The organism is Rhizobium sp. YTUHZ044, from assembly GCF_051123975.1.
Taxonomy (GTDB): domain Bacteria; phylum Pseudomonadota; class Alphaproteobacteria; order Rhizobiales; family Rhizobiaceae; genus Rhizobium.
This window is the reverse complement of sequence record NZ_CP101426.1, coordinates 1,125,694-1,149,933: the sequence shown is the minus strand read 5'-3', so window position 1 is coordinate 1,149,933 and position 24,240 is coordinate 1,125,694. Positions and strand designations below refer to the sequence as shown.

Sequence of the window (24,240 nt, the reverse complement as noted above, 5' to 3'; positions counted from 1 at the left end):
TGCCAGCCATCGCGATCCGGTGGATCGTGGGTGGTTAGGCCGAGGCATCGGTTGCGAGCTGATGCCTCGGCCGCTTTGCTTAGGTCGTCTGCGGCAACACCGGGACAAGCTCGTTCGTCAGCGCAAAGGCGTTTGCGAGAAGAGCTGTGCGGGCCGGACCATAGTTTGCGGAATCCTGAAACGTGCGCCCATTGAGAATTGCTTCGGCGGCGACCTGCCCAAGGCTCTGCCCGGCCTGCATGGCGGTGAATTCCATGCGGGTGGCGCCGAAGGCCACATGGGTTGCCGAGAAGGCGAACGCAACATATCCGTTGGTGCAGTCAGCGGCCTTCGGAGTGCAAATTTCCAATGGCAGCGGGAACATGCCATCCGTCCCACCCAAGTCTTCAGCAAGGCCTCCCTCGCCCGCGACGATCCAGTTCCCGGCCGTCTTCTCGAGCGCGATGTAATTCACACCGTGCGAATCCATGAAATAGGAGATGCAGGAGACGGTATTTGTCGAGATCGAAGGAACACCGCCATCGGCGCGCTTCAGTTCATCCCCCGTCATCTTCGCCACGCCATCGAGGCGCACTGCCTCACGGACGTAAAGTTGCGGGTTCGCGTTGACGATGTCGTTTTCGTGTGGGCTGAAATAGTGGTCGGCGCAGACGCCCCAATTCAGGCAGTTCGTTTTAAGCGCCGCCGGTATCCGCGGATCAGTGCCATACTGCAGAAGATACAGCATGCCAAGAATCCAGTTCCAGTGAGCCTTCCAAAGCGCTTCTCTGGTCGATCGGGACGCCAGTGCATAATCCCAGTTTTTGCCGATGAAGTCGGTTGAAGGAGCCGCCGGGCCAGCCCTGTTGTTCACATCAAACTTGCTGTCACCGCTAACGGTGGAAACGGCGTCAGCCTTGAAATAATCCGTGAAAGCGGTCTTTGTCGGGTTGGCGGCAATAAAGCGAAGCAGGATTTCATAGTCTGCGACGTCATAGCCAGACGGCGGGGTGCTCGGCATCGGTCGGCGCCATCTGGGAGAGTTCGTCATTGTCATGCGGAAATTGTATGCCTGCGTTTTGCTGTCCGACGAGCCCGCAGCAGGTAGTGTATTCAAGCCAGGGGTAAAGGACGAACTGACCGCATTGATCATGCGGATCGTACCGCTGCTCGTGTCCCCAGGCGTATTCCACGGATCGACGCTCGCATATTCGTTGAAGGAAGAGCGGACTCCGTTCGATGCCTCTGCGCTGGAGCCCGATGCCGCCTCGCGCCCAAGAATGTAAGAGCAGCCGGCGACGCGGGCGAAGTCCATCTCGTAAGAGCCGTCCATCCACCCCTGAATGTTAAAGGTCCGCCCGTCGACGGTCGTGAACGAGGTAACCTTTGCGCCTGTCTTCTGGACGGAAAGTATGCCGTTCGTCTGGTAGACCGGGATGGAATAGCCGCCGTTCTTCTCTGGCGTCAGCAACTCCCTCAGCGCCCATTGGCACCACCGCGGCTCGAAATAGTACTGCTCTGTCGCAACATTGCCGATCGCCTGAATGCGTTTGGTCAGCCACCGGACGAGCCCCCCGAAAGCCGCCGTGCTCTGAACATCGCCGAATCCAAGGCCACCGGATGTCATGCCGCCGAAGTTGAAGCGATCACGCCATCCGCCCACAAGCGCGACAGTTAGGCCGTTACGGGCCGCTTGGAGGCAAGCCATGACGGACTGCGCAGTGAAACCATATGCGATAAAATCAGCAGTTATGGTTGATGTGCCGACGCCGACCTCTTCGATATAGGCATCGCCATAGCCTACGGCTTCGAGATACTCGCCGGCAATTGCGTTGAGTTCGATCTCTTGGGCGTTCGTCAAGCCGGCGCCGACGTACCAGAACCCTTGCCGCCTGGGCGAGAAGCTTCCTGGCGTACCATTCGAATTGGTGGCAAGGAGGTAGACAGCGAGAGCTGGTAGGGCGACAGATGTCAGGGCAACCGTATTTTTTGCCACCCCATTGTGTGAGCCGGTGACGTTCGTTGCGTCGAAACGGGATGCTCCTGTAAGGCCACCACCATCTGTGTCACCATCGGCGGAGATTGCGGTGGAAACAGCGCTTGCAAGACGAATAGACTGGTTGTCGTTGGTTGCTCGACGGGCGCAGATCGAAATGCCCTGAGACGAGGCGTTAAGAACGCCCATGTCACTGTTGCTGTTGCCCGTCGGAGTAGACGTGCAATAGACATAAGCGCCGAGATCATTCTGGTTCAACTCAGTCCCAAGGAGTCCCGTATTCAGGGCTTGCCCGTTGGCGTTCGCCGTCCATCCGAAAGACGCGCTGAAAGTGGGGGTGCCAATCTTGGTAGCGGTTCTGGTTGGGTCGTTCCACCAGCGCAGGGAGGCGTTTTCGTCGGCGCCGACCGCCATGATCATCTTTGCCTTCGACCAAATGCCGGCGGCCTTGAGGCGCTTGATGGCGCGGTTGATGGTGCGCTTCCGGTTTGCGGTCGGGGCTACACTGAAGGCCGCGGCAAGCGTGTTCGTCTCCGTCTCATAGGCGAATGGAACGACAACGGGGCCACCGCCGCCACTACCATTGACCGGCAAGCCTCCAGACGCGACGATAGTAACCGCCGTCCCTATGCCGTTGGAGGCAATCTCAACAGGAGAGCCAAGTCCTGCGGGCGCTTCTGTAACGGGGATCCCACCAGAGGGAACAATTACGACAGGAATACCCATGTGATCACCAGCAATGTTGGGAGGCGCCGAAGCGGTTATGAGATGCGACTTGATTGGCGAATGGCCTGTCGCGCTGAATTATGAAGACGGATGTCTCAAGGCTGGGTTGAAGCTTCTCGAATCCTGCGCATGCAATCGGCTTTGTCGTCGTCTGGCAGCCCGAAGTCATTGCAGAGAGCAGCAGCATCGAGAGAAGAGACCTCACCATTGATTTTTCCTTTCTCGGCGAAGCGTTTGACGGCGGACTCGAGGGCTTGGGTTGCCGCGGACTGGCGACCTTCCGATTGGCCTAGCCAGCGGATGGGATAGAAAACGATAGCGATTGCCAGAAGGGCGGCGGCGGGAAGCTTGATGAAATCAGGCAGGAGTTTGAGCATTGGCGGTCACCTGAAGATCAAGGGCGTCGGCGCGTTCCTTGCGGCGGCGCGCGGCGTACCAGCGGTAGGCAAGGCCGCCGAAGGTCAGAACCGCGCTGACGATGATCAGGCCAGCTACGATCTTGCCGATAAGCTCGCTGCTGTAGCTTAGAGGCGAAAGCTGGTCCTGCACCTGCTGGAGCGTTGCGGCTAAGCCTCCAGAGCCGATGCCGCCACCGGTCGAGGCATCGGCCACAGCGAGCGCGGGGGCAGGCTTGGCATCGGACAGGAGAGCCTTGGCATGCGCGCCAGAGGCCAGCCCGAGCGGTTGCGCCTCCACTGTTCCAGCAGCCCACGCCTTGCCCGTAGCACGCACGGCGGCAACGCGGGACGCCCAGCCCTTGCCGAAGGTCTTCCAGGTCTTGAGAGCCTTCAAGAAGGCCAGCCGGCGGTCACAGATGGCATCGATGAGCCGATCCATGTTCCCGTAGTTCTGGATAGCCGCCAGGGTGGCGTTCCCAACTACTCCGTCCGCCATGACGCCAAGAGCGCGCTGAAGCCATTTTACCGACTGCGCCACGCCAGAGTTCACGGCTCCATCGAAGACGACGTAGGAAACACCGGCTGGGAGAAGGTCGCATTTGGCAAGATCCCAATAATTTGTCTTGTAGATTGCTTCCACTTCTGAAGAGGAGATGCCGCGCACGGATACGAGCTGCAGGCCGAGCCGCTGGCGATAAGCGTTATAGACGCGCTGCGTGATGCCGCGGTTCGTGGCTCCGCCGGGATCTGCTTTCAAATTTACATAACCGCCTTCGTGCACCAGCACTCGCGTGAGGGCGCGTTCAAATTCTGTCATGGGACAGCTCCGATTATGGTGGATGGTTAGGCTTTGCGCTTAGGCGCTATCTGCAGCATGAATGGGAAATAGTTCCCGCCGCGCTTGATCGGGTTCCAGCCAAGCCAACACTTGAGATGGAATCCGAACAGCAGCGGGATATCGCGCTTGATGGTGAATGCCTTGGTTATGTCCTCAACGCCCAGCAATTCCGACTGCCAGCCGTTGCAGGGGTTGCGCCAGGTCCAGCGGGTCCGCTGCCACCAGAGTTTGAAGCCCTTGGCGGCAGGATCGAACCCAGCGACACGTTGCGGGATGTAGCCGTCCAGATCGGCGTTCAGCGTCGAGAACCAGCGCCAGCGGCCGGGAAGCACGGGGCCGTGCTTCATCGACCAGGCCGCGAGGAATGGTGACAGTAGGTAGGCCATGGCAACGAGAGTGATGTTCGCCGGCAGGTAGACGAGATAGCGAAACAACAATGTCGTGATCCTCGAAGGGCTATCTGCGCTTGAATAGCAGATCGGCGCCGTAAACGTCGTCTTTTGTCCCGGTGACGCCCGTGTTCTGGTCGGCGATGCGATCAACCAGGGCAAAGCCCGCGTCTTCGGCTATCTGGCAGATCGTGATTTCCGAAAGCGTCTGCTTGGGGTATCTCACCCTTATATTCTTGAACCCCAGCGGGATCGGTCCCGCTCCATTGTCGAAAAGCCGCGAGACCTGGACGCTGTAAATCTTCCGATCTGAGAAAGCGTTTCGAGCCAAGTAGGCATATCGCGCCGTTCGGCTTAGAGCGTCCCGCCACAACTGCTCAGGTTTCTCGAGATACTGAAGCGTCCCGCTGCTGTAGAAGACGTCAAAGGCGTCCGGCAATTGATCAGAATACGCGATCGACGGGCGAAGAGGCCTGGAGCCATTCGCCATTGGCGCGGTTTCGATGACGGTGAACGACCAGCCGGGAAGCTTCTTCTGCAAGGTAGCGCACATTTCACCGGCCGAGCCGCCGAAATCAACAAGGCGACCGGTTTTGGTCTCTATTGCCTCCAACAGACGCGCAGGCGGCCTGATATAAGCTTCTTCGCTGCCAATGATCCCGCGAGACCGCAGAATCCGAAAGGCAGTAAGATCAGGAGCAGCGTAATCGGCACTTGCTGCCGCTGCTTCAACCCAGGAGTCGTAACGCTTCTCCCGCATATGCCACTGGTACGCGGATACAACGACCGAGTGCGGCACGACGGCTTTAACAAGTTCCTTGAGCATGAGGGAAGGATTACAACCTTGCCCGTCAGTTTGGAAGAGGCAACTGGTAGTCGAGGATAAAAGACCCATCCACTACACAGACATGTTTCCCGGTAACGAGCAGGTTGATTGCCTCCTGATAGTCATCCCAGGAGATTTCGACATAATCGCCCGCGATCGCGTGGCCGTTGCCGTCATATATTGGATTGTTGGTGCCGATCTGATCCAGTCCTACAGCGTAAGGCATTATGCGATCCTCATATAGGCTTTGACGCCGATGTTCTTCATGCGGGTTTCGTTGGCGGTTCTAGGCGTCCCGTTCGTGCCGTCCGTGGTTGGGTCGCCGATCGAGAGCGGGTTGGTATTACCGGAACTCGTGCCAAGGCTGCCGGCGCCGCCTGTAAAGACGCTTGAGCTGAGAGAATGCCTATGGCCCTGGAATGCGTCATCTTGGATCGTCCCCGGCGAAATGCTTGGGCGCAGGATACGGCTTTCCGTGTTGATCAGTCGGATGGTTTGGCCGTTCATAGGGGAACCGGCGTAATTGATCACTGCAGTTGCCAGCACGAGCGGCGCCGATCCAGAAATAGATTCACTGGTGAGCTTGGCGTTGTTGAACTGGCCAACCCCCGTTAAGCCGGAAGTTAGCTCAATCCATACTGTGCCTGTCGTGGACGATGGGGGGAGTGAGGCCCCTGTAACTGCCGTGTTGGCATAGACAACCTCTCCTATGAAACGGGATTTCCATTCCATGTTAGCTACAGCCGCTGCAATAGCCGCACTCAAAGCCGTTGCCTGAGCATCAAGCTGCGTTTTGTTTATTGCATCTAAGGAATTCGAGCCCGCGAGAAGGTTCGTTATTTTGAAGCCATTTAGGTTCAAAGCTCCCGTCATAGGAGCTCGTCCGTCGCGCACTAGAACCTGAGAAAGGCCGCTAATAGCGATATCCTCTAGAGGTGGGTTATGCTGAGACGGCTGAATGACCTGCCCCGCCACTGCCAGATAGCTAGGGCTCAGGCTGAAATTTCCGTTTGCGTCAAAGGGCACTGGACAACTCCATGCGAAAAAGGCCCGCAATTGCGAGGCGGTGTGATGTCGTGTATTTTGCGGCAGGCGGCTCTATGGAGAGCAAATGAAGAAATACCCATATGAGGGGCTTGTCGTTACCGTTGGGACGATTATCATCATCACCCCGTTAAGCATGTGGCTCCATCACGGAGCCAAGACCTGGTCATTTCTGACCTTGGCTATTGTCTGCATCACAGGTCTGGCAATTTGTCTCTTGATTGGCCTGATAGTGGATAGGCGAGACGCCGCCCGGCTGAAGAGAGAAATTCAGCGATCGCGCGGGCTTGTGCTTGATTTGTCGCCAACTGATTTCCAAAGTTCGTCATCGTCTGGAAAGCAGGGATCGCCTGCGCAGCCGGACGAGTAAGGTAATCCGCGAGCTCTGAATATATTGCCTGCTGACGCTCAGCGAGGCGGGCGGGAGTCTGACCCGTCAGGAGTTGGATTAGCCGCTTACCAGCCTTCAGCGGCTCTCCCTCGGCAGCCGTTCGAATTGGCCCAGGTGCCGTCATGTCTTTGATCGCGTTGTCCGTTGACGTGCGGGCGAACGTGAGGGAGTTTTCGGCAACCCCGGCCCTCAGTTCGAATGTTGTCGCGATACGATCGATTTCGTCGAAAAGACGGTTTGCCTGATCTTCCCCGATCGCCAGCGTTACTTTCTGGCGATTTGCACGGCTCGACAGATCCCGGAGGGCCTTAATCGCTTCGCGGGCGTCAGTGTTGCCGTCTCGAACAGTCCGCGCAACCTGGGAAACGCGATGTTCGATCTCTGAACGGATGCCCTGGCTGACTGCGCCACGCTCGGCAACCGACATCCCTTCCAGAGAGTTGGCGAACTCGTCCGTTCGCATGGATGGCGACAGGGCTTGACCGCCCAAGCGCACAGCCTGAGACCGAGAGATCGAATCTGCAGCGGTATCGAGAGCATTCCCGTATTCAGGGACAAGGCTCCGAAGCTGGCCTCTGATTTCCCGAGCGAGGCTTTGGTAAGCTGAGCCCAATTGCGTTTGCCCACCCAGGGCGCCCTGCCCTTCTCCGCTTTCTGAAGCCTGCCGGAGCGCGCGAGTGATATAATCGATCTGGCGAACGTCCGGAAGGGTCTCGAACGCCACTGAGCCATCGTCGGCAGCCCTCGCCAAGATCTGTTGCGACTGGTTGCCTTCAAGCTGCATGAGCCTGTTGGCCTGGGAAATGATGTTGCCGGGGATGCGCGTCCTGATGATGTTCTCAAGGTTCTGACCCTGTTGGGATGCGTAATCGATCGGCGTTCCATACGCGACTTCATAAGCATCACGAAGCACTGGACGGCCGGCTTCAGCAATAGCCCTTCGCGCGCTGAACACCCCCTGAGGCTGACCCAGGTTATCATCAAGGGCAGTTGTCAGATCGTCGGCACCGCGGGCCACACGGGCGTCAATGGCATCCCGAGCGATAACGCCACCTGGGCCACCTTTTTGAACGGCGGTATCCAGTACTTGCCTCGCATTCGGCCCGGCATCCGCCAGCATGGCCTCTTGGCCGGCGCGGGCCATATTCTGCATGCCACGAGGCCCTAGCGTGCCGTCAGCTTGGAGAGCGTTCGTCAGGATACGCGCCGCGCCAGGAGAAACGCCTGCATTCGCCGCTGCTCGGTTTTGAGCTATAGCATCCATGATCGATCGATACGCAGACGAAACACCGCGTGCTGCGATAGGCACAGCGCCACCGATCAGGCCCCCGATCAGAGCGCCCTTCCCGGCCTCGTATGAGCGATTGAGGAACCCGTCTTCGCCAGACCCAAGGCCATATGCACCACCAAGAAGCGCGCCATCGGCCGCGCTGCGGGCAACCATGCCGCCAAGGCCAGCAGTTCTCGGAGCATTGGCTGCAAAAGACAGGCCGCCACGAGCGAGCGCAGAAGCAGAGCCGACGCCCCCGACGACCTTGCCGGCAATGTTGGAGACGGGATTGCTTTCCGCCAACGACCGCTGATCGTTCCGGCCTTCTTCAAGCGCCTGCTCGTAGGTTTTGGGCTCGCGCCAAGGGAATATGTGCGAACCTGCGGCATCGATTGCAGCGCCGATCTCATCCCCGAAGCCGAATGTTGCCATATCGGTAATGCCATTACCAAAGGACGTAATCGGCTTCGTCCACTCGGGGCCGCTGGAATAGCCGCCTTCAACGGGTGGATTTTGCGGTACGCCTGCGTCAGCTTGCATCTTCTTGACGGCAAGAGACAGTGCCTGATCGTCCGGCGCTTCAACCTCGAACCTCTGGCCGTTCATCTCGACTTCATAGCGCGGCATTATTTAGCTTCTCCGAGAGGACGGACGCGGACACCAGGAACGACTTCCTTCCAGCCTTCCTCTTCCTTGCCCGGAGGAGGAGCCTTGAAACCGGAAAGCGGGTTCGGAAGAGCGGCGATTGCTGCCCTGCCTTCGGCTGGTGTCAGTTCACGGTTCGCAACGCGGTCGGCAATCTCGCCCATCTGGATCTGATACTGCGAAATGCCGCGAATGGTGTTGATGATCGTCTGGTTACCGCCAGGCTGGTTGATGATGCGCGGCAAGGACTGCTTGAAGAGCGCAAGGTCGGCGTCCGACATAGTGCCGGAGCCGGGCTGCCGTTGCGTCGGGACCATCTTGTTAATAAGCGCCGTCGCTGCCTGGATATCGCTCAGCCCTTCGGTGTTGATGCCGTACTCGCCTGCTGCCTGCTTCATAGCGCCGACCCATCCCGTGGGGGATGCCTTGAGAAGGCTATCTAGCGCATCGATCTGACCGAGCGTAGAACGTGCTTGAATGCCGGTATCCGAAAGGCCGCTGAAGATGCCAGCGTTCTTTTCGTCGAGGGTATTGTAGAATTTGTTTCCCTCTCCGGTGTTGATCGTCGTGTTGTTAGCGGCAGATTTCTTCAGATCAAGCTGATACTGAGCGAAAGAGCCCGTATAGCCGTTGTCCTTGGCGAAATTGTACTCCTTGATGTCGGGCGTGAGATTAGCCTGGTCCTTTTCGAAGGCGAACTTATCACGGTTGAGGTCGGTGTTCGCCTGCTCGGATGGCGACATACGCGGGTTTCGTATCTGGTCAGCCTGGAGCCGCTTTAGGTCCAAGTCCGCCTGATAAGACGGGTCCTGCATCTTGATCTGCTGCTCGAGAACGGCCTGCTGGCGCGCCTGCTGCTGCCGGATGATGATTTCCGCGATTGCCCTGGTGTTGGCATTGGCTCGAGGGTCGGAAAGCGCCTTGAGCGCGTTCGCCATCACCGGACCAGAGAGGCCCATATCCTGCGCGACCGGTACGCCTTGCGCAGGCGCAGGAGCGACCGAAGGAACGGATGCAACAGGCGGAGGAGCGGCGACCGTCGTGGGCGCAGGCAAAGGCGGGGCGGATGCCTGCTGTGGCATGGCTTGAGACGGATCAGAGGCGCGCATCTGTCCAGCGGCCCCAGGCATTGGAATACCGGCTGAAGGGTCAAGGCTCGCAACCTCATTCGGTGCGGCCTGCGGCATTGGTGCGCCGTTCGCGAAAGCGAGAGCCCGTTTCGTCCATGCGTCCCGGCTGTCGTAATGAGGAATACCGGGGCGAAGAAACTGGTTTGTGAACAGCCGGCCGGCAGACAGTGCGTCAGGAGCGGAACGAAGCCCCTCAATCACCTTCCCCTCAGGCGTATTCATCAGCTCGTTCTTGAGGAACCCATAGTTGGCCTCATAAGACGAGGGGTCAAGTCCGCTCGCCTGGGCGAAGGCTTCGAACTGTTTGCGGCGCGGGCCTGTCCACTGCGCATAGCCATAGCCGCCGCGGGAACCAGGAACGAGCGGGTTGGCTTCCTGCAAATTGCTGAAACCAACAGACTCCTGCCCGAGTTGCCCGACGACGCCTGCCGCTTGTTCAGGAGAAAGCTGGAAATCCTTGGAAAGGTCGCCAATCAATCGAGGAGCGATTGTGTCCCATTCCTTCCCTGTCGCAGGCGCTGGGGATGTGGCCGATATCTCTCCCGCGGCGGCGGGCGACGGAATAGAGGCGCTACCACCGCCCATGAGGCTCGAAAGAAGGTCACTATTGTAGCTGGCATTGTCTTTCTCTGCGCGATCGATAGCGCCACGCTGGAAAGCGCTGGCGATAGCATCAGCGACACGAGCCGCACCCTGGGACCAATGCCCTACAGGGCTCGTATCAATGCCCTGAGCGTCTTTCCTCGCCTGCAGGAGCTTCATCTGTGCAATCTGCTCTGGCGTGAGCTTGCTGCCGCCAGGACCCCAGACGAAATAGTCTTCAAGCGCCATCAAACAGCCCTCTCGTAATCGACCATCTTGAATCCGGACTCGTGCGTAATCACTGCCTCTGGACGGATTTCCTCGACTTCATGAGCCATCAGGCCGAGCTCATAAGGGCCGCCGTCCTTCATGCGGTAGGAGTAGACCGGAAGGCCGTTATCCAGCGTGCCGACGCGCCGGATATCTCTCTTCAGCCGAATGTCGGAGAACTTGAACATCTGGAACGGTGCCGACAGGAGGCCAAACAACCCGCCCATAGCCGCATTCGACTGCTGGACTTCGGCGTTATACTTGTTCTGGACGAGGCCGCTGTAATCGACGCCGCCGACATTGGCGGAAGGCGTATTGACGAAGCTCGGGCTTTGAACCTGCGAGCCGGATAGAAGGGCGGAAATCTCGTTGAGGGGCTGCGCGCGCTCATAAGATGCTTCATTGAACGCCTGTTGCCGGCCGGTGAGAGCAAGATTGTTATAGGCGTCGTTGCGGGACTGCTCGAACTGCGACATCTGCTGATCATAAGCCGCGGTTCCCGGCCGGATGCCGGAGGCGATCAAGCGAGTGTTGAGCTCATCGCGCTGCTGTTCGAAGCGAGGATCAAGGCGCGCCGTCCCAAGATCATAGAGCTTTTTCTCGGTCTCGGCGTTCACGTCGAACGGTTTGGCGAGATAATCCTTGAGGAAGTTCGACCGCTCGTTCGCTATCGTACCGAGATTGAGGCTTGCGGCGTCCGTCTGGTTCTTGATCGCCTGCTGTTGGGGAGAAAGTGTGGTCGTCGCCGTGTATGTCGGCGTCGTTACCGTGTTGCCCTTGGAGTCAACGAAACTGGACGTGCCCGTCTGGTTATAGGTGAGCTTCCCGTCTGGCGTGACCTGGTTGACCATGTTGATCGCCTGCTGCGTCAACGCAGTGTCGCGATTCATGCCGGATTGAGCGGCTGCCGTCTTCTCGGGATCCGGTGCCTTTGGCGTTGAGACCACTTTGCTATTCTCCCTTTTCCAGGAAGCGGTATTCGTCCCGCAGAATTCCGATAACGAAGGCGTCACGGCCGGGGCCGAAATGATTACGCAGCAGCCCTTCGACTTGGCCGCCCATGCGCTCCGCGATGTGCACGATAGATGCCTGCTCAGTAATGGCCGTCATGCGTTCGCAACCGAGCTGCCGGTAAACGTAATCGCCAACCGCCTGCGCGAAGCGTCTCGTCCAGCCGTGGCCCGCAATCGTCACATGCAGGTCATGGCCTTCGAAGTGGTTGAAGACGACGCCAGCGACAACGCGACCGCTCTTCTCAATGCCCAAGCACGTCCACGGCGGGCAAAGCCCGAAATCAAGGGCCTGGCTGACAAAGGCCGCAACGCGATCATCCGTTACGATATCCATCAGGTGACGATATCCCCGACATCATAAGTGAGCTCCACGCGGATCAATTCCGCATCGAGCGGTACGATGTCGCCGCTTGTGGCCTGAATGTCAGGAGCAAAGGCGTAACCTGAGCCGCTGACAGACTGCCAATCCATGTAGTTCTTGAGCGTTCCGACATCCCCCCACTCGGAAACGCCCCAAATGCCAACGCCCCATTCCGAGCCTGTCGTGGTCATTGGAGCCGAACCGGCCGGATTGGTGGAGTAGATGTAATCGAACTGCATGTTCAGTGAGACTGTTGTCTCTCTCGGCCCCCTGAGGAATGCCCTGGCGAGTTGCGGGATCTTCAGCGATGCCGGCGACTTCTGGTCATCGAAAAGCGGGATGAACTGGCCCACATAGGTCGCGCCCTCGTCGGCGCCGGTAACGTTGCCCTCGATCACCTTCCCCGAGGAAGAGCCAAAGAATAGACGCCCTTGGAAAACCTCGAGGCAATTTGCGTCCCAGTTCGTATATTCCGCCCATGCTCCTGATCGAACATTGGAGACCAGCATACGGGCTGGCTGATAGTTCACCGTAGGCGGCGCCACGATCGCCATCTGTTTTTCCGGCCATATCTCACAGCACCAGTTTGAGCCGGAGCGATTCTGAACAAAGCTGTTCCACTCTGTTTCGATCGGATAGGAGACCGCAACCGGAGCGAGGGCCGCGAAATCCTTCTGGATTGCCTGCGAGAGTGGCACGAAGCCGATATCGGTAGCGATGATGATATCACCGCCTGCCCTTATCCATGCCTTCGGGCCTAGAGGCTTGCCGATCCGATAGACGCCGACACGCACCCAATCCGTGGCAGAGCTTGGATTCGTGCCCTGGTAGACCGCTACCTCGCCTTCCGTCGAGACGAATATGCACTGCTCCGACAATCCGCCATCGCCGGAGGTATCGAGCGACCATGAGGCACCGAATAGAAGCGAACCGCCGCGGGAGAAGATGCCGCCCATCGGGAATTTCGTTGCCGTCCCGCCGATCTGGTCAACCGGCAGATACCAGGCGTTCATGCTGTTCTCTTCAACGTAGAAGAGGCGAGATTTATAGGCCCAGACATAGGAAAGGGCATCGGTCGAAACGCCCGTGATGCCCACAAAAAGCTGAACTGCAGGGCCGTTCACCGTCGCGGAGCCACCGCCGCCGGCGACAATCTCGTTATCCACAAACGTCCCAGTGATATTCCCCAGAATGAGGTATCCTGTCGTTCCGCTGTCCACCTGGGACTGAATAACGCCCGTCGCGCCTGAAGTGCCGCCCGTGACAGTTGCGCCGACCGTGAAATTGGCCGTCTGCGCATCGAAATTCAGCCGGTTGATGTTCTGGGCACCGATAGACCACCAATCCGTGCCGTCATAGACGCGCTGGAGATCGGAGGCGTTGACGTTGACAAGGTAAATGCCGCCAGTGGTGGCGAACTGGACTGAAGACCAATTGCCGCTGGTCAATCCGCTCTGGGCCGCTGCGGGGCTGACATTGGGGTTGGCAACCGTGGTAATGTCATAGATGGCCGTCTGCGTAGCGCCAAACAGCGAGACATTGCTGCCGTTCTTGTAGGACATCAGAGACTGAACGGACAAAGATCCTGCGCCGAGCGTGGCATATTTCTGCGAGCCGCGGCGGAGAATGATGCTCGTCGTCAACGGGAAGAAGTTCTGCAGCTTGAAAGCGCCGAACAGCTTCGAATTCGAAGCCGCAAGGTTCGCGTTCGCAATCCAGCCGCTCGTAGCGGCCGGAAAGGTCGCGGTTCTGGCCAGCCTGGGCTTCGTCTTCTGCGCCGGCTTCCTCATCAGGTGCCAAGGCTCCTCGGATAGGCCCACGTGGTTGCCCAGCCAGTGCGGGGCCGTCCTTCGGTCAGAATGCGCGCGCCGCGATCGTTCGATGACGCTTGCGCTGCTGCAATCTCGTAATTCTGAAGGTCTTCGGAGTACTCAAGCCGCTTCTGGGCGCGCCAGCGCCAGATAAGGCCGAGCGTCAACAGGCGTTCATCGACACGAAGGCTGTCATCGTCCTGGGTGAACTGTGCCTTCTTCGTCGTTGCATCGGCATCGAGGACGATGTTCTTGCTGACGTAGTAGAATTGCGCTGTCTCGCCGGCAGAGACGGCCGGTCTAAACTGCACTTGTCCGCCCAGGATAATCCAATAGCCAGGGTTCGGAGTGGCAAGACCGTTTACGAGATCATTCCAATAATTCAGGTCGGGAGCATCGACATAGCCCCACGTATACCAGTTGGCGCGCGTGATGTGCTGCGCGAACGGCATACGGTCATAATCGGACGGCAGGTTGAAGGCGGTCGTCACACCGTCTCCAACCATGCTGTGCTGAGCAATAAGCGTGCGCCAGTCAGCATATTTCACGAGATCGGCGGCGACCTCGTTAGCCAAGTCCGCAATCTCCAGCTCGAACGTGTTCTGACTGGAGAAAAAGGTCGTTGGCTTGCGTCCGATAAGTCGGATTGCCGCCGATTGCGCCGCGGTGAGGAAGCTCATTTGATGTTCCTGTAGGCTTCAAGAGCCTGCTTGGTGAGCGTGTCCTTGGAAGGGTTGCCCTTCGGCCGATGGCCCGTCTCGTTTTCGATGTAGGCTTTCAGGTCTTCGACCGACCAATCTTCGAAATCCGGATCATCGTCAGCGGCCACCTTCTCGGCGAGGATCTTGGCATTGTCGGCCACGTCTTCAGCGTGCTGCTGCGTCTTTTCTGACTGAAGCTTGGCAATGAGCTCGCGCAGTTCTGCGTTCTCCGAGGCCAGCCGGGTAACGTCTGCGGTGCTGAGCGCCGCATCCAGGTAAGCCTTGGCGGCCTCCATGCGTTCGCGACCGAACATGCCAAGCGACTTCAGGCGCCGATCGTCGAGAGACGCGAGCTGTTCGACGGTGTAGATCTGCAGCCCCTTGAGCTCGGAACGCTCCTTCGCGGTCAGGAACGGCGCTTCCTCGAGGGGGGTGCCTTCCTTGGTCTGCGACTTGCGTTCCTTGAACTGCTGGTACTGCTTGGGGAAGCGCTCGGCATAGGTGACGAGCTGTGTGCCGCCCTGGCCGTCTGGAAGGTATTGGCCGTCATGAGCCGGAAAAACGGGGCGGTTCTGCATGTCGCCGCCGAAGCGGATTTCAACCACCTCCATCTCGTCGAAGATCGGGCGCCCTTGCTTCTTCGACTCCGCTTCGTTCGGGATGGTGATCGTGTAGAAATACGGAACGATGTTCCGATCATCGAAGCTTGCTACTGACATTGGATTTTCCTTGTCTGAGGGAAGGATAATGGGGCCCGAAGGCCCCATCATTAGATCGCGGTCTTCTTGAACCAGGCGTACTGGTTAATCGGAACGCCGCCGGTAATCGTCGGGGCGGTCCATGCGCCGGCGCCTGCCGCCATGGTCATGGCCGGTTCGGTCAGGACGCAGGCGACACCGGAGGCGATTGCCGCCGATGCCTGAGCCAGGATGTACTCGTGGCCATCCACCGCCTTGACGACGGTACCGATCGGCGGGGAGATGACCGAGCGAGCAAAACCGGCGTCGTAGTAAGGAAGAGCCCCGACGAGGCCGGCATTCACATTGAGGGAGCCGCCAAGGGTCGGCGTGGATTGAATAGGCATGAGGAGGTCTCCTTACGCTGCCGGGTTGGAGTCGCGGAACCGCCAGTTGAAGAGCGGGTTCGTCATCGTGAGCTCGCCCATCCAGCCGATGTACTGAGCAAGAGCGTCCTGGTTGATCGGCTTCTGACCGTCGCCTTCGAACAGCTTGTCGAAGTTTCGGCTCGGGTTGTAGCGGATGCGGAGCGAGTCCGTTTCAAGCCCGTAGGTCGTGTTTGCCGGCATGTTGGAGCCGATACCGCCTTCCATGACGATTTCGACACGCCGACCGGCGCCGATGTACTCCATGGCGGTGAAGCCGAAGGAGCCGAGGCCGTCTTCGCGCGTGACGCGCTGGATTGCCACGGTGGCGCCGTCGTATGCTGCGTAGTGCTCCGGAGACATGACCAGAAGGTCAGCCCCGCGGCGGCCACGCTGGCGACGGATGAAGATCTGCGTCAGCATCGGCCGGATGGTTGTCGATGTGACCTGGGTGCCGATCGTCGGGAAGTCCGAGTTGGCGTCGTAGGTCGTCGTGCGCCAGATGGAGTATGTGGCGCGGTCGATACCGGCGTAAGTGCCGGTGTTGGTGACGACCGGAACCGCAGCCGCCAGGCCGGTCAACTGCTTGCCGCCGTTGGCCGTACCGTCCGAATGGATCGCGATGTCCATGGTATCGTTGAGGGCGGATTCCGCCGTCTCGATATAGGACTCCATCGTGTCCATGATCTGGTTTTCACCATCGTTATTGAGGATTTCCTCCATGGTGAGAGAGATCGGCACCGCGACCATCTTCGGCGTGTAGTACACGTCGTTGAAGAGCTCGACGGGCGGATTATCGAGAAAGTCGTACCCCGAATACCACTGGCCGGCGGGCTTGTTGATTTGCACCTTTTCACGGATGCGCGGGCCGGAATACGGACGCCAGAGGCCCTTGCGGCGAAGGACGTTCAGGAGCGCGTTGCTGTTGGAAACAAGGTCCTGGTAGCCGCGCGAGCGGTCTTCCAGGGCCATCGAGAGCACTTGCTGATAGTGCGCGATGGGATTGATAGGCATGGTGTATCCTTATGAAGCTCTGGACATCGCCTTGCGAAGCGAGTCCTTGATGGATGGTGTTTCTTTCAGGGGGATCTGCGCGCGATCGCCGCTCGGGTTTGAGCCGAGGGAAGGATTGCCGGAGATCGATTTCAGGCCGGCCGGGTTGGCGGCGGGCTTTGGTGCTGGTGTTGCATTCGCAAGGGTTTGAGCCTGCGCTTCATGTGCCGGTGTGAGCGGCTCTGATTTCGCCTGTGTGGCGGGCTTGAGAGCATCGGCAAGCTCATATGCCGTCTCAAGCGTATGCCCCGCCTTGAGGAGCGGGATCATTACCGGAGTCAACTCGTCGAAACGCTCGTGCCCTTCGGCCGACTTGAACTCGTCGATAATCTTCGGAAGCTGCTCCTGAGTCTCCTTCTCCTGGAGTTTCTGGCGCAACTGATGGATTTCGGCCTGCGCTGTCTGAAGGCGCTGGTCTGTCGTCTGGCCGCTGATGTGCTGGACGATATCGTTGATCGTGAGCGGGGAACCGTCCGACTTGCGCGGGCCGGCGTGGCGGAGGGCAAAGTCGATCGCGGCGAGCGGGTTCGACTTCATGGTGGTCTCGAACTCGATAACCTGCTGCAGCGATTCCCGCAGGTCGCGATTGTTGCTCTTTGCCGTCTCATCGAACTGGCGAAGCTGCTCATAGCGCTCATGCGAGGCTTTATATTTCGTGTGGCCGTCCTCGAGCTCCTTGATGGCCCTGATGGTTTCCGCCTTCACAGAGTCGGACGCATTCGCCCAATCTGCTTTTGCTTGAGCGTTGAAGCGCGCCGGAGCATCAAATTTGGAGCCCTCAGACTGCCCCCGAGCCTGTTGCTCCGGCGCTTCCGTCGCTTGCGGCTTCGGATTGGTAGATGCGAATTGGCCCGTCTCGCTGCGGGCGCGTTCCTGTTTTGCCGTCTCCTGCGGCTTGTCGTTGGCCTTTGTCTCGGCTTTCGGCTCAGCCTTTGGTTCCTGCTTAGGCGCCGCCTGCTCTGCCTTGTACTTCTCCTGCGCGCGGCTGATGGCCTCGCGGGCCGATTTCGCGACTTCCTTCGGCGGCTCCGCCTTGGCTTCAGGCTTCGGCTGCTGTGGCTGTTCTTTCGAAACTGTCTGGCTACCAAGGGCCTGAGGGGAAGACGATACGTTGTCAGAAATCACGGCTTCGCCAGCCGGAGCGGCTACTGCTGCTTCGTCACTCATGGGTTTTCCTGTCTGAGAGGGTGTGGTTTAGGCTCTTTCCCCTGCCCTGTACCGGGCAGCGGCTTTCTGAACGGATTCCTTGATTTCCGTTCGGGTTGTCTTCTTGAACGTGCGCGGCTTCAGGCGAGCCGGATCATTGCCGACCTCAACTAGGCCGTGCGCTCGTGTCACGGCGCGGAACTGGCTCTTCGAACTGTAGAAATTGCCGTCTACGTGCTCTGTGGGGTCCATCGTGTCGGAGATGAACATTGGAACGGGCAGCGCGTCGGATTGCGCCGGAGGAGCGGAGGGAAAGCAGCCGATCGGCCATTCATCCACTTCATGCCACTCGCTGCATTGACGGCAAAAGCGCTGCCTCATTCCGCCGCTCCCATCTGCGCCTGTTCTGCTTTCTGGGCATTGAGCGCCGATTGCTGCTCAAATGCCCGATCCGACTGGATGGCCTGCTGCTCGGCCTGTCGTGTTTTGATCTCGGCATCCACTTGCGCCGACTGCGCTTTCAGGGCGAATTGAGCTTGCTGCGCCTCGATCTCCATTTGCAGTTTCTGGATTTCAAGCTGGAATTTGCGCTCCTCGCGCTCGCCCTTCTGCTGCTCAAGCGCCATCTTCTGCTGCGATTCCTGATGCTTGATCTGGGCTTCGAAGACCTGGCCCTCCCGCTCAGCGTCGATCTTGGCGGCCTCCATCTGCATCTTGGCCTGGATCTCCTTGTCCTTGCGGGCGTCTTCGGCCTGCTGGCGTTGCTGTTCCATCTGAAGCTTTATCTGCTCCATGGCCTGCTCTGCCTTCAATTGCTCCTGCTCAGGGTTCGGCTGCGGCTGGCTGGCCTGTGCGGCCATCTGGTCAACAGCCTCGTCAATCTTGCCCTCAAGCTCACGTCCGGCGCGGAAGGGAGCAATGGCAAACTTGATGATGTCGCCGACCACGGGCGTAAGCGCCGGCATCATCTGCAGAACCGGAGCGAACTGCTGGATAGCGCCGCCAAGCGCCTGAACGAACTCTGTACGCGCCTGCTTTTCTGCCTGCTCGTCGGGCTGTATGGTCGAATCAGTCTCGATATCGAGCACAAAGGGCCGCGTCTTCTGATCGCGCAGGAACTTCATCACGTCTTCGATCGTCGGCTGAGCCTGCAGCTTTTCGATCTGCTCCATGATGCCCTGAACCTGCTGCTGCGCCTGCTGCATGACCTGCTGGGCCTTCTCGGGGTCCTGCTGGATCATCGCCTGCACTTCAGGATCGTTCTGCGCTTCCTGGATCTGCTTGTTGATCGCCTTCGCCTGGTCTTCGAGCGGCTTCACCTGCTTGCGGATATCGGCCTCAGACGGGATTTCCATCTGTGACATCTCAAGCAGCGTTTCCTGGCTGAAATTCTCCGCCATGATCTCCGCGGCGATTGCCACCATGTCACGGGCTACGCGGACGAGCTCGCCCTGCTTATCGCGAATGCGGACGGAACCATATTGGCTCTTGAGCTGCTGAGCGCCGAGGGTTTCGCTAGCCTCGCTCGTGCCGCGCATGATGTCGGACAGGCCCATGATCTGGTAAACGTCGTCGATAACCGCCTTGCGGAGCTCGACAAGCTGAGCCACGGTTGAGCCGATGACATCGATTGGCAACCAGATGATTTGCTCGCCAGTGCCGCCGAAGGCCGCCCAATTGGCGATCGGCACCATAACCTTGCGGTCGTCCTGAATATTGATCGCCGCTTCGATGGCATCCCCGATCTCAGCGCCGCCTGGATAGAAGCCGCGGACCTTGATGGCTTCGGAAAGCGCATGGATGCGGTTGGTGAGCTCGTTGATTTCCTCCAACTGATCCTTGTAATAGATCATATCGGGCACAGGCACGAGCGATCGACGCTGAACCGTGGCATAGGCAGGCTTCGGGCACGGGAAGAAGCCTTCAAGCTTCAGATGCGGTTCGTCCTCGTCGAGGAGCTTCTGAACGCCCTCACAGACCCAGACGACCTTGTTTTCTGTTCGAGACCAGACTTCCCAGACCTTGGCCTTCATCCGGTTGTCGCCGGCGCCGTTATCCTTGTCCTCGCGCTGGACGTTGTAAACCGCGTCCTGGTAGGCATCGCCCGAGGTCTTGCGGAATCGCTTGCGCATCTCCTTCTTGGTCAGATAGGAGGCGTTGGCCACCCAACCGACCTCACGCCAGTTACGGGCCGGCTCATGCAGGAAGTCCTTGCGGTCCTTGAAGTCGAAGCAAATGCGCTCCGTAGGACCATCGCTTTCCGCTTTGCTCTCATATCGGACTGCAGGAGATCCGCGGCCGACGATATTCAGATCATCGCGGATGAGCATCATCAGGCCGTTCATGTCTCCGCGCTCAAGAGCTACGACAAGAGCGCGCTCCAGAAGCTCGGATGCTACCCGATAGAGCGGCCGGCGGTCTTTGAAGCGCGGCACGACCACAGGGACAGGCGGCCTTGAATAGATCGACGGGCCGAGCACTTGGATATTTGCCCAAAAGAGCTGGAACTGACGATCGCGATCAATCCGAGACAGCTTGTTCAGGTTCGCATAGAGCTCGTCGATGCGGTCGGCCTTCGACTGGTAGTCCTCGAACGCTCTTTCGGCCTGCTTGAGCATTGCGAGCCACGCACGGGAGCTCTTAGGCTCCTTTGTCGGGTCGAGCTCGTTGTCTGTGCCGTCGTTTTCAGGTTCAAGCATACATCGGCGCCTTCATGAGATCGCGGCGCTCCTTGGCGGTGATGCCAAGCGCAGCGTTGACACGGCGGATTTCCTTGTCGCCCTCTTTCGCGCTCAGGACGAGCAGACATGTAAGCATGCCATCGTCTGCTTTCGCCACATTGGCGAGGCGCACAAGCCGGTCATGAGAAAGCTGCGATATCTTCACAAGCGAATCCTATTTCCTCTGGGCGCAACAGGCGGTGGGGCGATGAACTTGCCAGGTGGCGGCACGATCACCTTTTTCTCTTCCGGCTCTGGGATGACGCGCCATGAGAGCGCGAGATACCTGAACGCGTCCGCCAGGTGCGATGACCAGTCGTGAACTTCACTGGCCTTGAATGTCTTCTTGTCGTCGTCCCATTCGCGCCGGTATTGCTCCAGCGCCGATATCCCCTGCTCTTCCGTGCGAGGGTGGAACACGCAACGAGCGAGCGTCTGTCGCGCTGCGTTGATCCCGTCCAGCTTCGTGGCGTTGGCGCAAAGCATCGGGTTAAGGCCGAACTCGCGCATGGTCTCAACGCGGGTCCGTCCAGAACCCCACTCAATCACCTTGGCGTCGTGCGGTACGAAATCCACACCGCTTTTCCAGCCCCGTTCCTGCGTCTTCTTGTGAACCACGTCTGCGTAATGATCGACGCCGACGCCTGACTGAGAATAGCAGTCGAGAATGAACACCTGAGAGCCGACGACCTGAAACCACCAGATGGAGGTATCATCGCGAACGCCGATATCCCAAGCCCTGTGAACCGGCCGGCCTTCGATCGGCTCAATCTCGGTTATGCGCCCTTCCTTGCGGATCGCGACCATCTCGCGGGCGTAGAAGGCGCCGAGGATGGCGGCATTGAAGGAGCACTCATATTCCTGCTCAAACTGAGCGCGGCCTATGTCTTCGCCATAAAGCGCAATGTACTCCTCAAGACTTTCCTCGATTTGCGCAGCCGATAAAGCGCCTGTGTCGTGAACGCTCGAGACTTCGGCAAACCAACGAGGGTTCGCCTTTGCCATGAGGTACATTGCATGTGCGTGGTTTCGTCCTCGGGGCGTGGTGATGAACATCGACCAACCGCCGTTTTCCTCAAGCATTGGCCGGTGGTAGGCCCATGCCGAGGGATTGCCGAGCGCCCATTCCGAATACGTGATCCCGGCAACACCCGCGCCAACGGTAGCATCAAACCGATCGCTGCCGATCATCTGCCAGGTAGATCCGCACTTCAGGCGGATGAACATTTCCTGATCATTCGTGCTTTCCCTGATCTCCGGCGGGAAAGCCTCGTCAATCCTTCGTTTTCCTGTGTGGGCGTTGACGGCCGTCCAGAGAGCCTTGCGGGCCTGGGCATATTCCGGGAGGCAATGCCAGTACGATCCTATGCGCTGATGCGCCAGCTTGCAGGTGACATCGAGCGCCACCTCATCCTTGCCCCATCGCCTATGGGCTATCTCAATCGCTCGAGCTCCTGGCGTTGAAAGCATGTATTCGTGCAATGGCCGCTGATACCAGCGGATGCGGCGTTCAATCTCCACGGGTTTCGTAGACGGTCTTGAACACGACGCCTACGGGTCCGCCGTCCTCACTAGTTACCTGCATGGGGAGGACTTTGCCGAGCAGGCTCATGAACGGGCCAGGGTTAAGCTTTGCCTGAGCCTGAAGGTACGACACCAGCCCCTCAGATCCGAAATCGTCGCCTGCCTGAGCTGCCGCCTTCAGAATCGCATCTTTCAGGAGCGCCGTAGTCTTGTTCGGAGTGCCTTTGGCTCGCCCGGTCTTAGACCTATCCAGCCCTACTTTAGGTTTATCTGTCATGGTTTCCGCCTGTCTGAGAGGCTGTGTGGAATATTATTCCAGATTGCTTTATCCAGCCGGTGAGAGGCTGTCATTTCCTTGCGCTGCGACGATATGAATTTTCTACCGGATTGCACCATTGACGCCCCTTATGAAGCGCTAAGCGCTGGGCCGGGAAGCGTTGTCTTCTACAGACGTGATGGAATGCCTTGTTACCAAGCGCCGGCTGTCTCGGCTGAAAGGCCCCAGCCCCATAGATGCGGATGTTTATTGAACTGCCAGCCAGCACTCCCCGCACGGCGGCTGGTGACGATCTGCGCAGGATGAGAGAGTGAGGGCCAGGATACAGGCCAGAGCAGCGATGATGAGGATGGTGAGGACGGCGTGCATTTCGTTTAGCCTTCGAACTTACGAACGTTGTGGCTAATCTGCAGATGATACTGTTCGCCGCCGATGACGAACCATACATCTTCGCTGCCAAAGCCACCGCCCGTATCGATTGGCGATCCCTCGTCTACTAGGGCATTGCGAAGAAAGCCGACTATCTCGTTGCGCACCGTCAACGCTTTTAGGTCGGGGCGGTCGCTCATCTCGCTATCCTTAGAATGGAAAGCCCCGCCTCGGGGGAACCGGGCGGGGCGTGGTCGGGAAGGCGACCAGAAGGAATCGGGGGCTGGGATGCACCCCAGCTGTCAGACCCTAATCGGAGAGAGCGGATTATGAGCCCGTCACTCTTGTTCCGATATCTTCAGGCCATGGCTCACTTGCCAACCCCGATCTGTTTGCCGCCTATGCGGCGTGTTGGAGCTGAAAGCAGGATTCGAACCCGCGACATCCGAATTACAAAGACGGCGCTCTACCAACTGAGCTATTCCAGCGAATTTGGTGCCCATGGCCGGCCACAGGACTTCGCGGAGACGGATGTTTCACCGCAAGGGCCGCGCGCCCCGCCATCGGGAAATTCCCGGCGGCAACCTTTCTAAGCAGACATCTTCGATGATTGAATATACCAACTACCTGATTTGGTCGGTTCTTGCAACTGCTTGCGGTTTGAAAGTGCCGTTAACCCCCTGCGAATCCACAAGAGCTGCTGGTCGCCGACGCCACGAAGGTGCTCATAGTCCATGACGGCGATGTTGAAGATGATCTGCTTGACCTGGGGACCGTCCACGCAGCGAAGCAAGATGCCTTCAACCTCCATCATCGCGTTGCTCGCCTTCCGCGCCTTCTGGGTTATCGTCTCGTTCTCTTCGCCGTCATGGCCCTTGATGCTGAAGAGCGATTGTGCGCGGGCGCTAGGCGCAGGCAGGCCGATCAGGCGGCGATACCGTGCGTGGATCTCCGCATACTCATCCCCTGCCTTGCGCTGCTCTTCGGTGAGCCTGCCGTCGAGGAAGATGCGGCCGAGGGTGTAGCCTGCGAACTGGCTCTTGACGATATCGTCTGATGTCTTCTCGTCCCATCCGTCAATGCGGCGGCGGGCGTCGATCGCAACGCTCATTGCCTCGCGCTGTGTTTCGCTGCGCTTGATGTCGCCACTCGGGTAGCGCTCGACATTCGGCTTCCTCGGGCGGCCGGCGCCCTTGTTGCCACGTTGCTTGATCTTGGTTGCTTTGCCGCCCATGCTGATTTCCTCGTTAATCTGCCGCAGAATCTTTTGTCGTCCGGTATTTTTCAGCGATGGCGGCATCCCATAGGCTTGACCACCGTTCAGGCTTCCATATTCCGGCGCTTAAAAGGACCCCGAGAAGCCACCACCAGCCGCTTTGGTCGAGGACGAACGTCACGTATGCAGTACCGCCAAGCGTGAGCGTCTCGTAGAAAATGGCGTACATTAGATAGGAGATGATCTTCATTATCTCGTTCCTCTATTCGATGATTTTGCCGCGGAGTGCCTTAGCGACCATCGCGGCTGAATTGGGTGCCTCGAATTTATCGAGAACGTTTCTCTTGTGCCGCTCCACCGTTGCCGTGGCGCATCCAATGAGCCTACTGATCTCCGCCGATGTCTTTCCGTCCGCAATCCACATCAGGACTTCCTTTTCTCGGGGCGTGATGTGAAAGGCTTC

26 protein-coding genes and 1 tRNA gene are annotated in these 24,240 nt (G+C 58.7%); all 27 read right to left on the bottom strand.

Going from position 1 to position 24,240, the window contains the following annotated elements; all coding sequences use genetic code 11:
• Window positions 1-79: 79 nt before the first annotated feature.
• Window positions 80-2,701 carry an FAD-dependent oxidoreductase gene (locus NL154_RS05750; RefSeq protein WP_434733773.1) on the bottom strand — a complete coding sequence of 874 codons (2,622 nt, stop codon included), beginning with the start codon at window positions 2,699-2,701 and terminating at the stop codon, window positions 80-82.
• A gap of 95 nt (window positions 2,702-2,796) precedes the next feature.
• Entirely contained in the window at window positions 2,797-3,078 is a 282-nt protein-coding gene (locus tag NL154_RS05745; RefSeq protein WP_434733772.1) for a hypothetical protein, read from the bottom strand.
• Entirely contained in the window at window positions 3,059-3,916 is an 858-nt protein-coding gene (locus tag NL154_RS05740; protein ID WP_434733771.1) for a glycoside hydrolase family 108 protein, read from the bottom strand. Before NL154_RS05740 ends, NL154_RS05745 begins: the two co-directional genes overlap by 20 nt.
• A 26-nt stretch (window positions 3,917-3,942) precedes the next feature.
• Complete coding sequence (locus tag NL154_RS05735) at window positions 3,943-4,371, bottom strand: DUF7338 family protein (RefSeq protein ID WP_434733770.1); 429 nt, start codon at window positions 4,369-4,371, stop codon at window positions 3,943-3,945.
• Window positions 4,372-4,393: 22 nt separating this feature from the next.
• On the bottom strand, window positions 4,394-5,152 hold the full coding sequence (locus NL154_RS05730; protein WP_434733769.1) for a hypothetical protein: 759 nt from the start codon (window positions 5,150-5,152) through the stop codon (window positions 4,394-4,396).
• A 25-nt stretch (window positions 5,153-5,177) separates the two neighbouring features.
• The gene (locus tag NL154_RS05725; RefSeq protein ID WP_434733768.1) at window positions 5,178-5,378 is read right to left on the bottom strand and encodes a hypothetical protein; all 201 of its coding nucleotides are present in this window, start codon (window positions 5,376-5,378) and stop codon (window positions 5,178-5,180) included.
• Complete coding sequence (locus NL154_RS05720) at window positions 5,378-6,178, bottom strand: hypothetical protein (protein WP_434733767.1); 801 nt, start codon at window positions 6,176-6,178, stop codon at window positions 5,378-5,380. The genes NL154_RS05725 and NL154_RS05720 overlap by 1 nt, the downstream gene beginning before the upstream one ends.
• A 212-nt stretch (window positions 6,179-6,390) precedes the next feature.
• Window positions 6,391-8,484 (bottom strand): hypothetical protein, encoded by a 2,094-nt coding sequence (locus NL154_RS05715; RefSeq protein WP_434733766.1) that lies wholly within the window; start codon window positions 8,482-8,484, stop codon window positions 6,391-6,393.
• The gene (locus tag NL154_RS05710) at window positions 8,484-10,463 is read right to left on the bottom strand and encodes a phage tail tip lysozyme (RefSeq protein WP_434733765.1); all 1,980 of its coding nucleotides are present in this window, start codon (window positions 10,461-10,463) and stop codon (window positions 8,484-8,486) included. The genes NL154_RS05715 and NL154_RS05710 overlap by 1 nt, the downstream gene beginning before the upstream one ends.
• A complete protein-coding gene (locus NL154_RS05705) occupies window positions 10,463-11,431 on the bottom strand; it encodes a tail fiber domain-containing protein (RefSeq protein WP_434733764.1) in 969 nt (322 codons plus the stop codon). Before NL154_RS05705 ends, NL154_RS05710 begins: the two co-directional genes overlap by 1 nt.
• A gap of 4 nt (window positions 11,432-11,435) precedes the next feature.
• A complete protein-coding gene (locus tag NL154_RS05700; RefSeq protein ID WP_434733763.1) occupies window positions 11,436-11,831 on the bottom strand; it encodes a GNAT family N-acetyltransferase in 396 nt (131 codons plus the stop codon).
• On the bottom strand, window positions 11,831-13,648 hold the full coding sequence (locus NL154_RS05695; protein ID WP_434733762.1) for a hypothetical protein: 1,818 nt from the start codon (window positions 13,646-13,648) through the stop codon (window positions 11,831-11,833). The genes NL154_RS05700 and NL154_RS05695 overlap by 1 nt, the downstream gene beginning before the upstream one ends.
• Complete coding sequence (locus NL154_RS05690) at window positions 13,648-14,349, bottom strand: hypothetical protein (RefSeq protein ID WP_434733761.1); 702 nt, start codon at window positions 14,347-14,349, stop codon at window positions 13,648-13,650. Before NL154_RS05690 ends, NL154_RS05695 begins: the two co-directional genes overlap by 1 nt.
• Complete coding sequence (locus tag NL154_RS05685) at window positions 14,346-15,089, bottom strand: hypothetical protein (protein WP_434733760.1); 744 nt, start codon at window positions 15,087-15,089, stop codon at window positions 14,346-14,348. Before NL154_RS05685 ends, NL154_RS05690 begins: the two co-directional genes overlap by 4 nt.
• Before the next feature lie 50 nt (window positions 15,090-15,139).
• Complete coding sequence (locus NL154_RS05680; RefSeq protein WP_434733759.1) at window positions 15,140-15,454, bottom strand: hypothetical protein; 315 nt, start codon at window positions 15,452-15,454, stop codon at window positions 15,140-15,142.
• A gap of 12 nt (window positions 15,455-15,466) precedes the next feature.
• Complete coding sequence (locus tag NL154_RS05675) at window positions 15,467-16,486, bottom strand: phage major capsid protein (protein WP_434733758.1); 1,020 nt, start codon at window positions 16,484-16,486, stop codon at window positions 15,467-15,469.
• A gap of 9 nt (window positions 16,487-16,495) precedes the next feature.
• The gene (locus NL154_RS05670) at window positions 16,496-17,692 is read right to left on the bottom strand and encodes a hypothetical protein (protein ID WP_434733757.1); all 1,197 of its coding nucleotides are present in this window, start codon (window positions 17,690-17,692) and stop codon (window positions 16,496-16,498) included.
• A 27-nt stretch (window positions 17,693-17,719) separates the two neighbouring features.
• On the bottom strand, window positions 17,720-18,052 hold the full coding sequence (locus tag NL154_RS05665; protein WP_434733756.1) for a hypothetical protein: 333 nt from the start codon (window positions 18,050-18,052) through the stop codon (window positions 17,720-17,722).
• Complete coding sequence (locus tag NL154_RS05660; RefSeq protein WP_434733755.1) at window positions 18,049-20,370, bottom strand: hypothetical protein; 2,322 nt, start codon at window positions 20,368-20,370, stop codon at window positions 18,049-18,051. The genes NL154_RS05665 and NL154_RS05660 overlap by 4 nt, the downstream gene beginning before the upstream one ends.
• Complete coding sequence (locus tag NL154_RS05655; RefSeq protein ID WP_434733754.1) at window positions 20,363-20,557, bottom strand: hypothetical protein; 195 nt, start codon at window positions 20,555-20,557, stop codon at window positions 20,363-20,365. Before NL154_RS05655 ends, NL154_RS05660 begins: the two co-directional genes overlap by 8 nt.
• On the bottom strand, window positions 20,554-21,912 hold the full coding sequence (locus NL154_RS05650) for a hypothetical protein (protein ID WP_434733753.1): 1,359 nt from the start codon (window positions 21,910-21,912) through the stop codon (window positions 20,554-20,556). The genes NL154_RS05655 and NL154_RS05650 overlap by 4 nt, the downstream gene beginning before the upstream one ends.
• Window positions 21,902-22,192: a hypothetical protein gene (locus tag NL154_RS05645; RefSeq protein WP_434733752.1), complete on the bottom strand. Its 291-nt coding sequence runs from the start codon at window positions 22,190-22,192 to the stop codon at window positions 21,902-21,904. Before NL154_RS05645 ends, NL154_RS05650 begins: the two co-directional genes overlap by 11 nt.
• A 374-nt stretch (window positions 22,193-22,566) precedes the next feature.
• On the bottom strand, window positions 22,567-22,761 hold the full coding sequence (locus NL154_RS05640) for a hypothetical protein (RefSeq protein ID WP_434733751.1): 195 nt from the start codon (window positions 22,759-22,761) through the stop codon (window positions 22,567-22,569).
• A gap of 212 nt (window positions 22,762-22,973) precedes the next feature.
• Window positions 22,974-23,049: transfer RNA gene (locus NL154_RS05635), tRNA-Thr, on the bottom strand.
• A 101-nt stretch (window positions 23,050-23,150) separates the two neighbouring features.
• Window positions 23,151-23,795, bottom strand: a complete 645-nt coding sequence (locus NL154_RS05630) for a hypothetical protein (protein ID WP_434734148.1) — start codon at window positions 23,793-23,795, stop codon at window positions 23,151-23,153.
• Window positions 23,796-23,808: 13 nt separating this feature from the next.
• Window positions 23,809-24,027, bottom strand: a complete 219-nt coding sequence (locus NL154_RS05625) for a hypothetical protein (RefSeq protein WP_434733750.1) — start codon at window positions 24,025-24,027, stop codon at window positions 23,809-23,811.
• 12 nt (window positions 24,028-24,039) lie between these two features.
• Window positions 24,040-24,201 carry a LuxR C-terminal-related transcriptional regulator gene (locus tag NL154_RS05620; protein WP_434734147.1) on the bottom strand — a complete coding sequence of 54 codons (162 nt, stop codon included), beginning with the start codon at window positions 24,199-24,201 and terminating at the stop codon, window positions 24,040-24,042.
• Window positions 24,202-24,240 lie beyond the last annotated feature (39 nt).

Coding starts and splice junctions, on each gene's coding strand:
- NL154_RS05690 (WP_434733761.1), bottom strand. CDS start 14,349: ATGAGCTTCCTCACCGCGGCGCAATCGGCGGCAATCCGACTTATCGGA.
- NL154_RS05645 (WP_434733752.1), bottom strand. CDS start 22,192: ATGACAGATAAACCTAAAGTAGGGCTGGATAGGTCTAAGACCGGGCGA.
- NL154_RS05710 (WP_434733765.1), bottom strand. CDS start 10,463: ATGGCGCTTGAAGACTATTTCGTCTGGGGTCCTGGCGGCAGCAAGCTC.
- NL154_RS05640 (WP_434733751.1), bottom strand. CDS start 22,761: ATGAGCGACCGCCCCGACCTAAAAGCGTTGACGGTGCGCAACGAGATA.
- NL154_RS05725 (WP_434733768.1), bottom strand. CDS start 5,378: ATGCCTTACGCTGTAGGACTGGATCAGATCGGCACCAACAATCCAATA.
- NL154_RS05670 (WP_434733757.1), bottom strand. CDS start 17,692: ATGAGTGACGAAGCAGCAGTAGCCGCTCCGGCTGGCGAAGCCGTGATT.
- NL154_RS05695 (WP_434733762.1), bottom strand. CDS start 13,648: ATGAGGAAGCCGGCGCAGAAGACGAAGCCCAGGCTGGCCAGAACCGCG.
- NL154_RS05665 (WP_434733756.1), bottom strand. CDS start 18,052: ATGAGGCAGCGCTTTTGCCGTCAATGCAGCGAGTGGCATGAAGTGGAT.
- NL154_RS05630 (WP_434734148.1), bottom strand. CDS start 23,795: ATGGGCGGCAAAGCAACCAAGATCAAGCAACGTGGCAACAAGGGCGCC.
- NL154_RS05715 (WP_434733766.1), bottom strand. CDS start 8,484: ATGCCGCGCTATGAAGTCGAGATGAACGGCCAGAGGTTCGAGGTTGAA.
- NL154_RS05685 (WP_434733760.1), bottom strand. CDS start 15,089: ATGTCAGTAGCAAGCTTCGATGATCGGAACATCGTTCCGTATTTCTAC.
- NL154_RS05680 (WP_434733759.1), bottom strand. CDS start 15,454: ATGCCTATTCAATCCACGCCGACCCTTGGCGGCTCCCTCAATGTGAAT.
- NL154_RS05620 (WP_434734147.1), bottom strand. CDS start 24,201: ATGTGGATTGCGGACGGAAAGACATCGGCGGAGATCAGTAGGCTCATT.
- NL154_RS05740 (WP_434733771.1), bottom strand. CDS start 3,916: ATGACAGAATTTGAACGCGCCCTCACGCGAGTGCTGGTGCACGAAGGC.
- NL154_RS05700 (WP_434733763.1), bottom strand. CDS start 11,831: ATGGATATCGTAACGGATGATCGCGTTGCGGCCTTTGTCAGCCAGGCC.
- NL154_RS05730 (WP_434733769.1), bottom strand. CDS start 5,152: ATGCTCAAGGAACTTGTTAAAGCCGTCGTGCCGCACTCGGTCGTTGTA.
- NL154_RS05750 (WP_434733773.1), bottom strand. CDS start 2,701: ATGGGTATTCCTGTCGTAATTGTTCCCTCTGGTGGGATCCCCGTTACA.
- NL154_RS05660 (WP_434733755.1), bottom strand. CDS start 20,370: ATGCTTGAACCTGAAAACGACGGCACAGACAACGAGCTCGACCCGACA.
- NL154_RS05675 (WP_434733758.1), bottom strand. CDS start 16,486: ATGCCTATCAATCCCATCGCGCACTATCAGCAAGTGCTCTCGATGGCC.
- NL154_RS05745 (WP_434733772.1), bottom strand. CDS start 3,078: ATGCTCAAACTCCTGCCTGATTTCATCAAGCTTCCCGCCGCCGCCCTT.
- NL154_RS05625 (WP_434733750.1), bottom strand. CDS start 24,027: ATGAAGATCATCTCCTATCTAATGTACGCCATTTTCTACGAGACGCTC.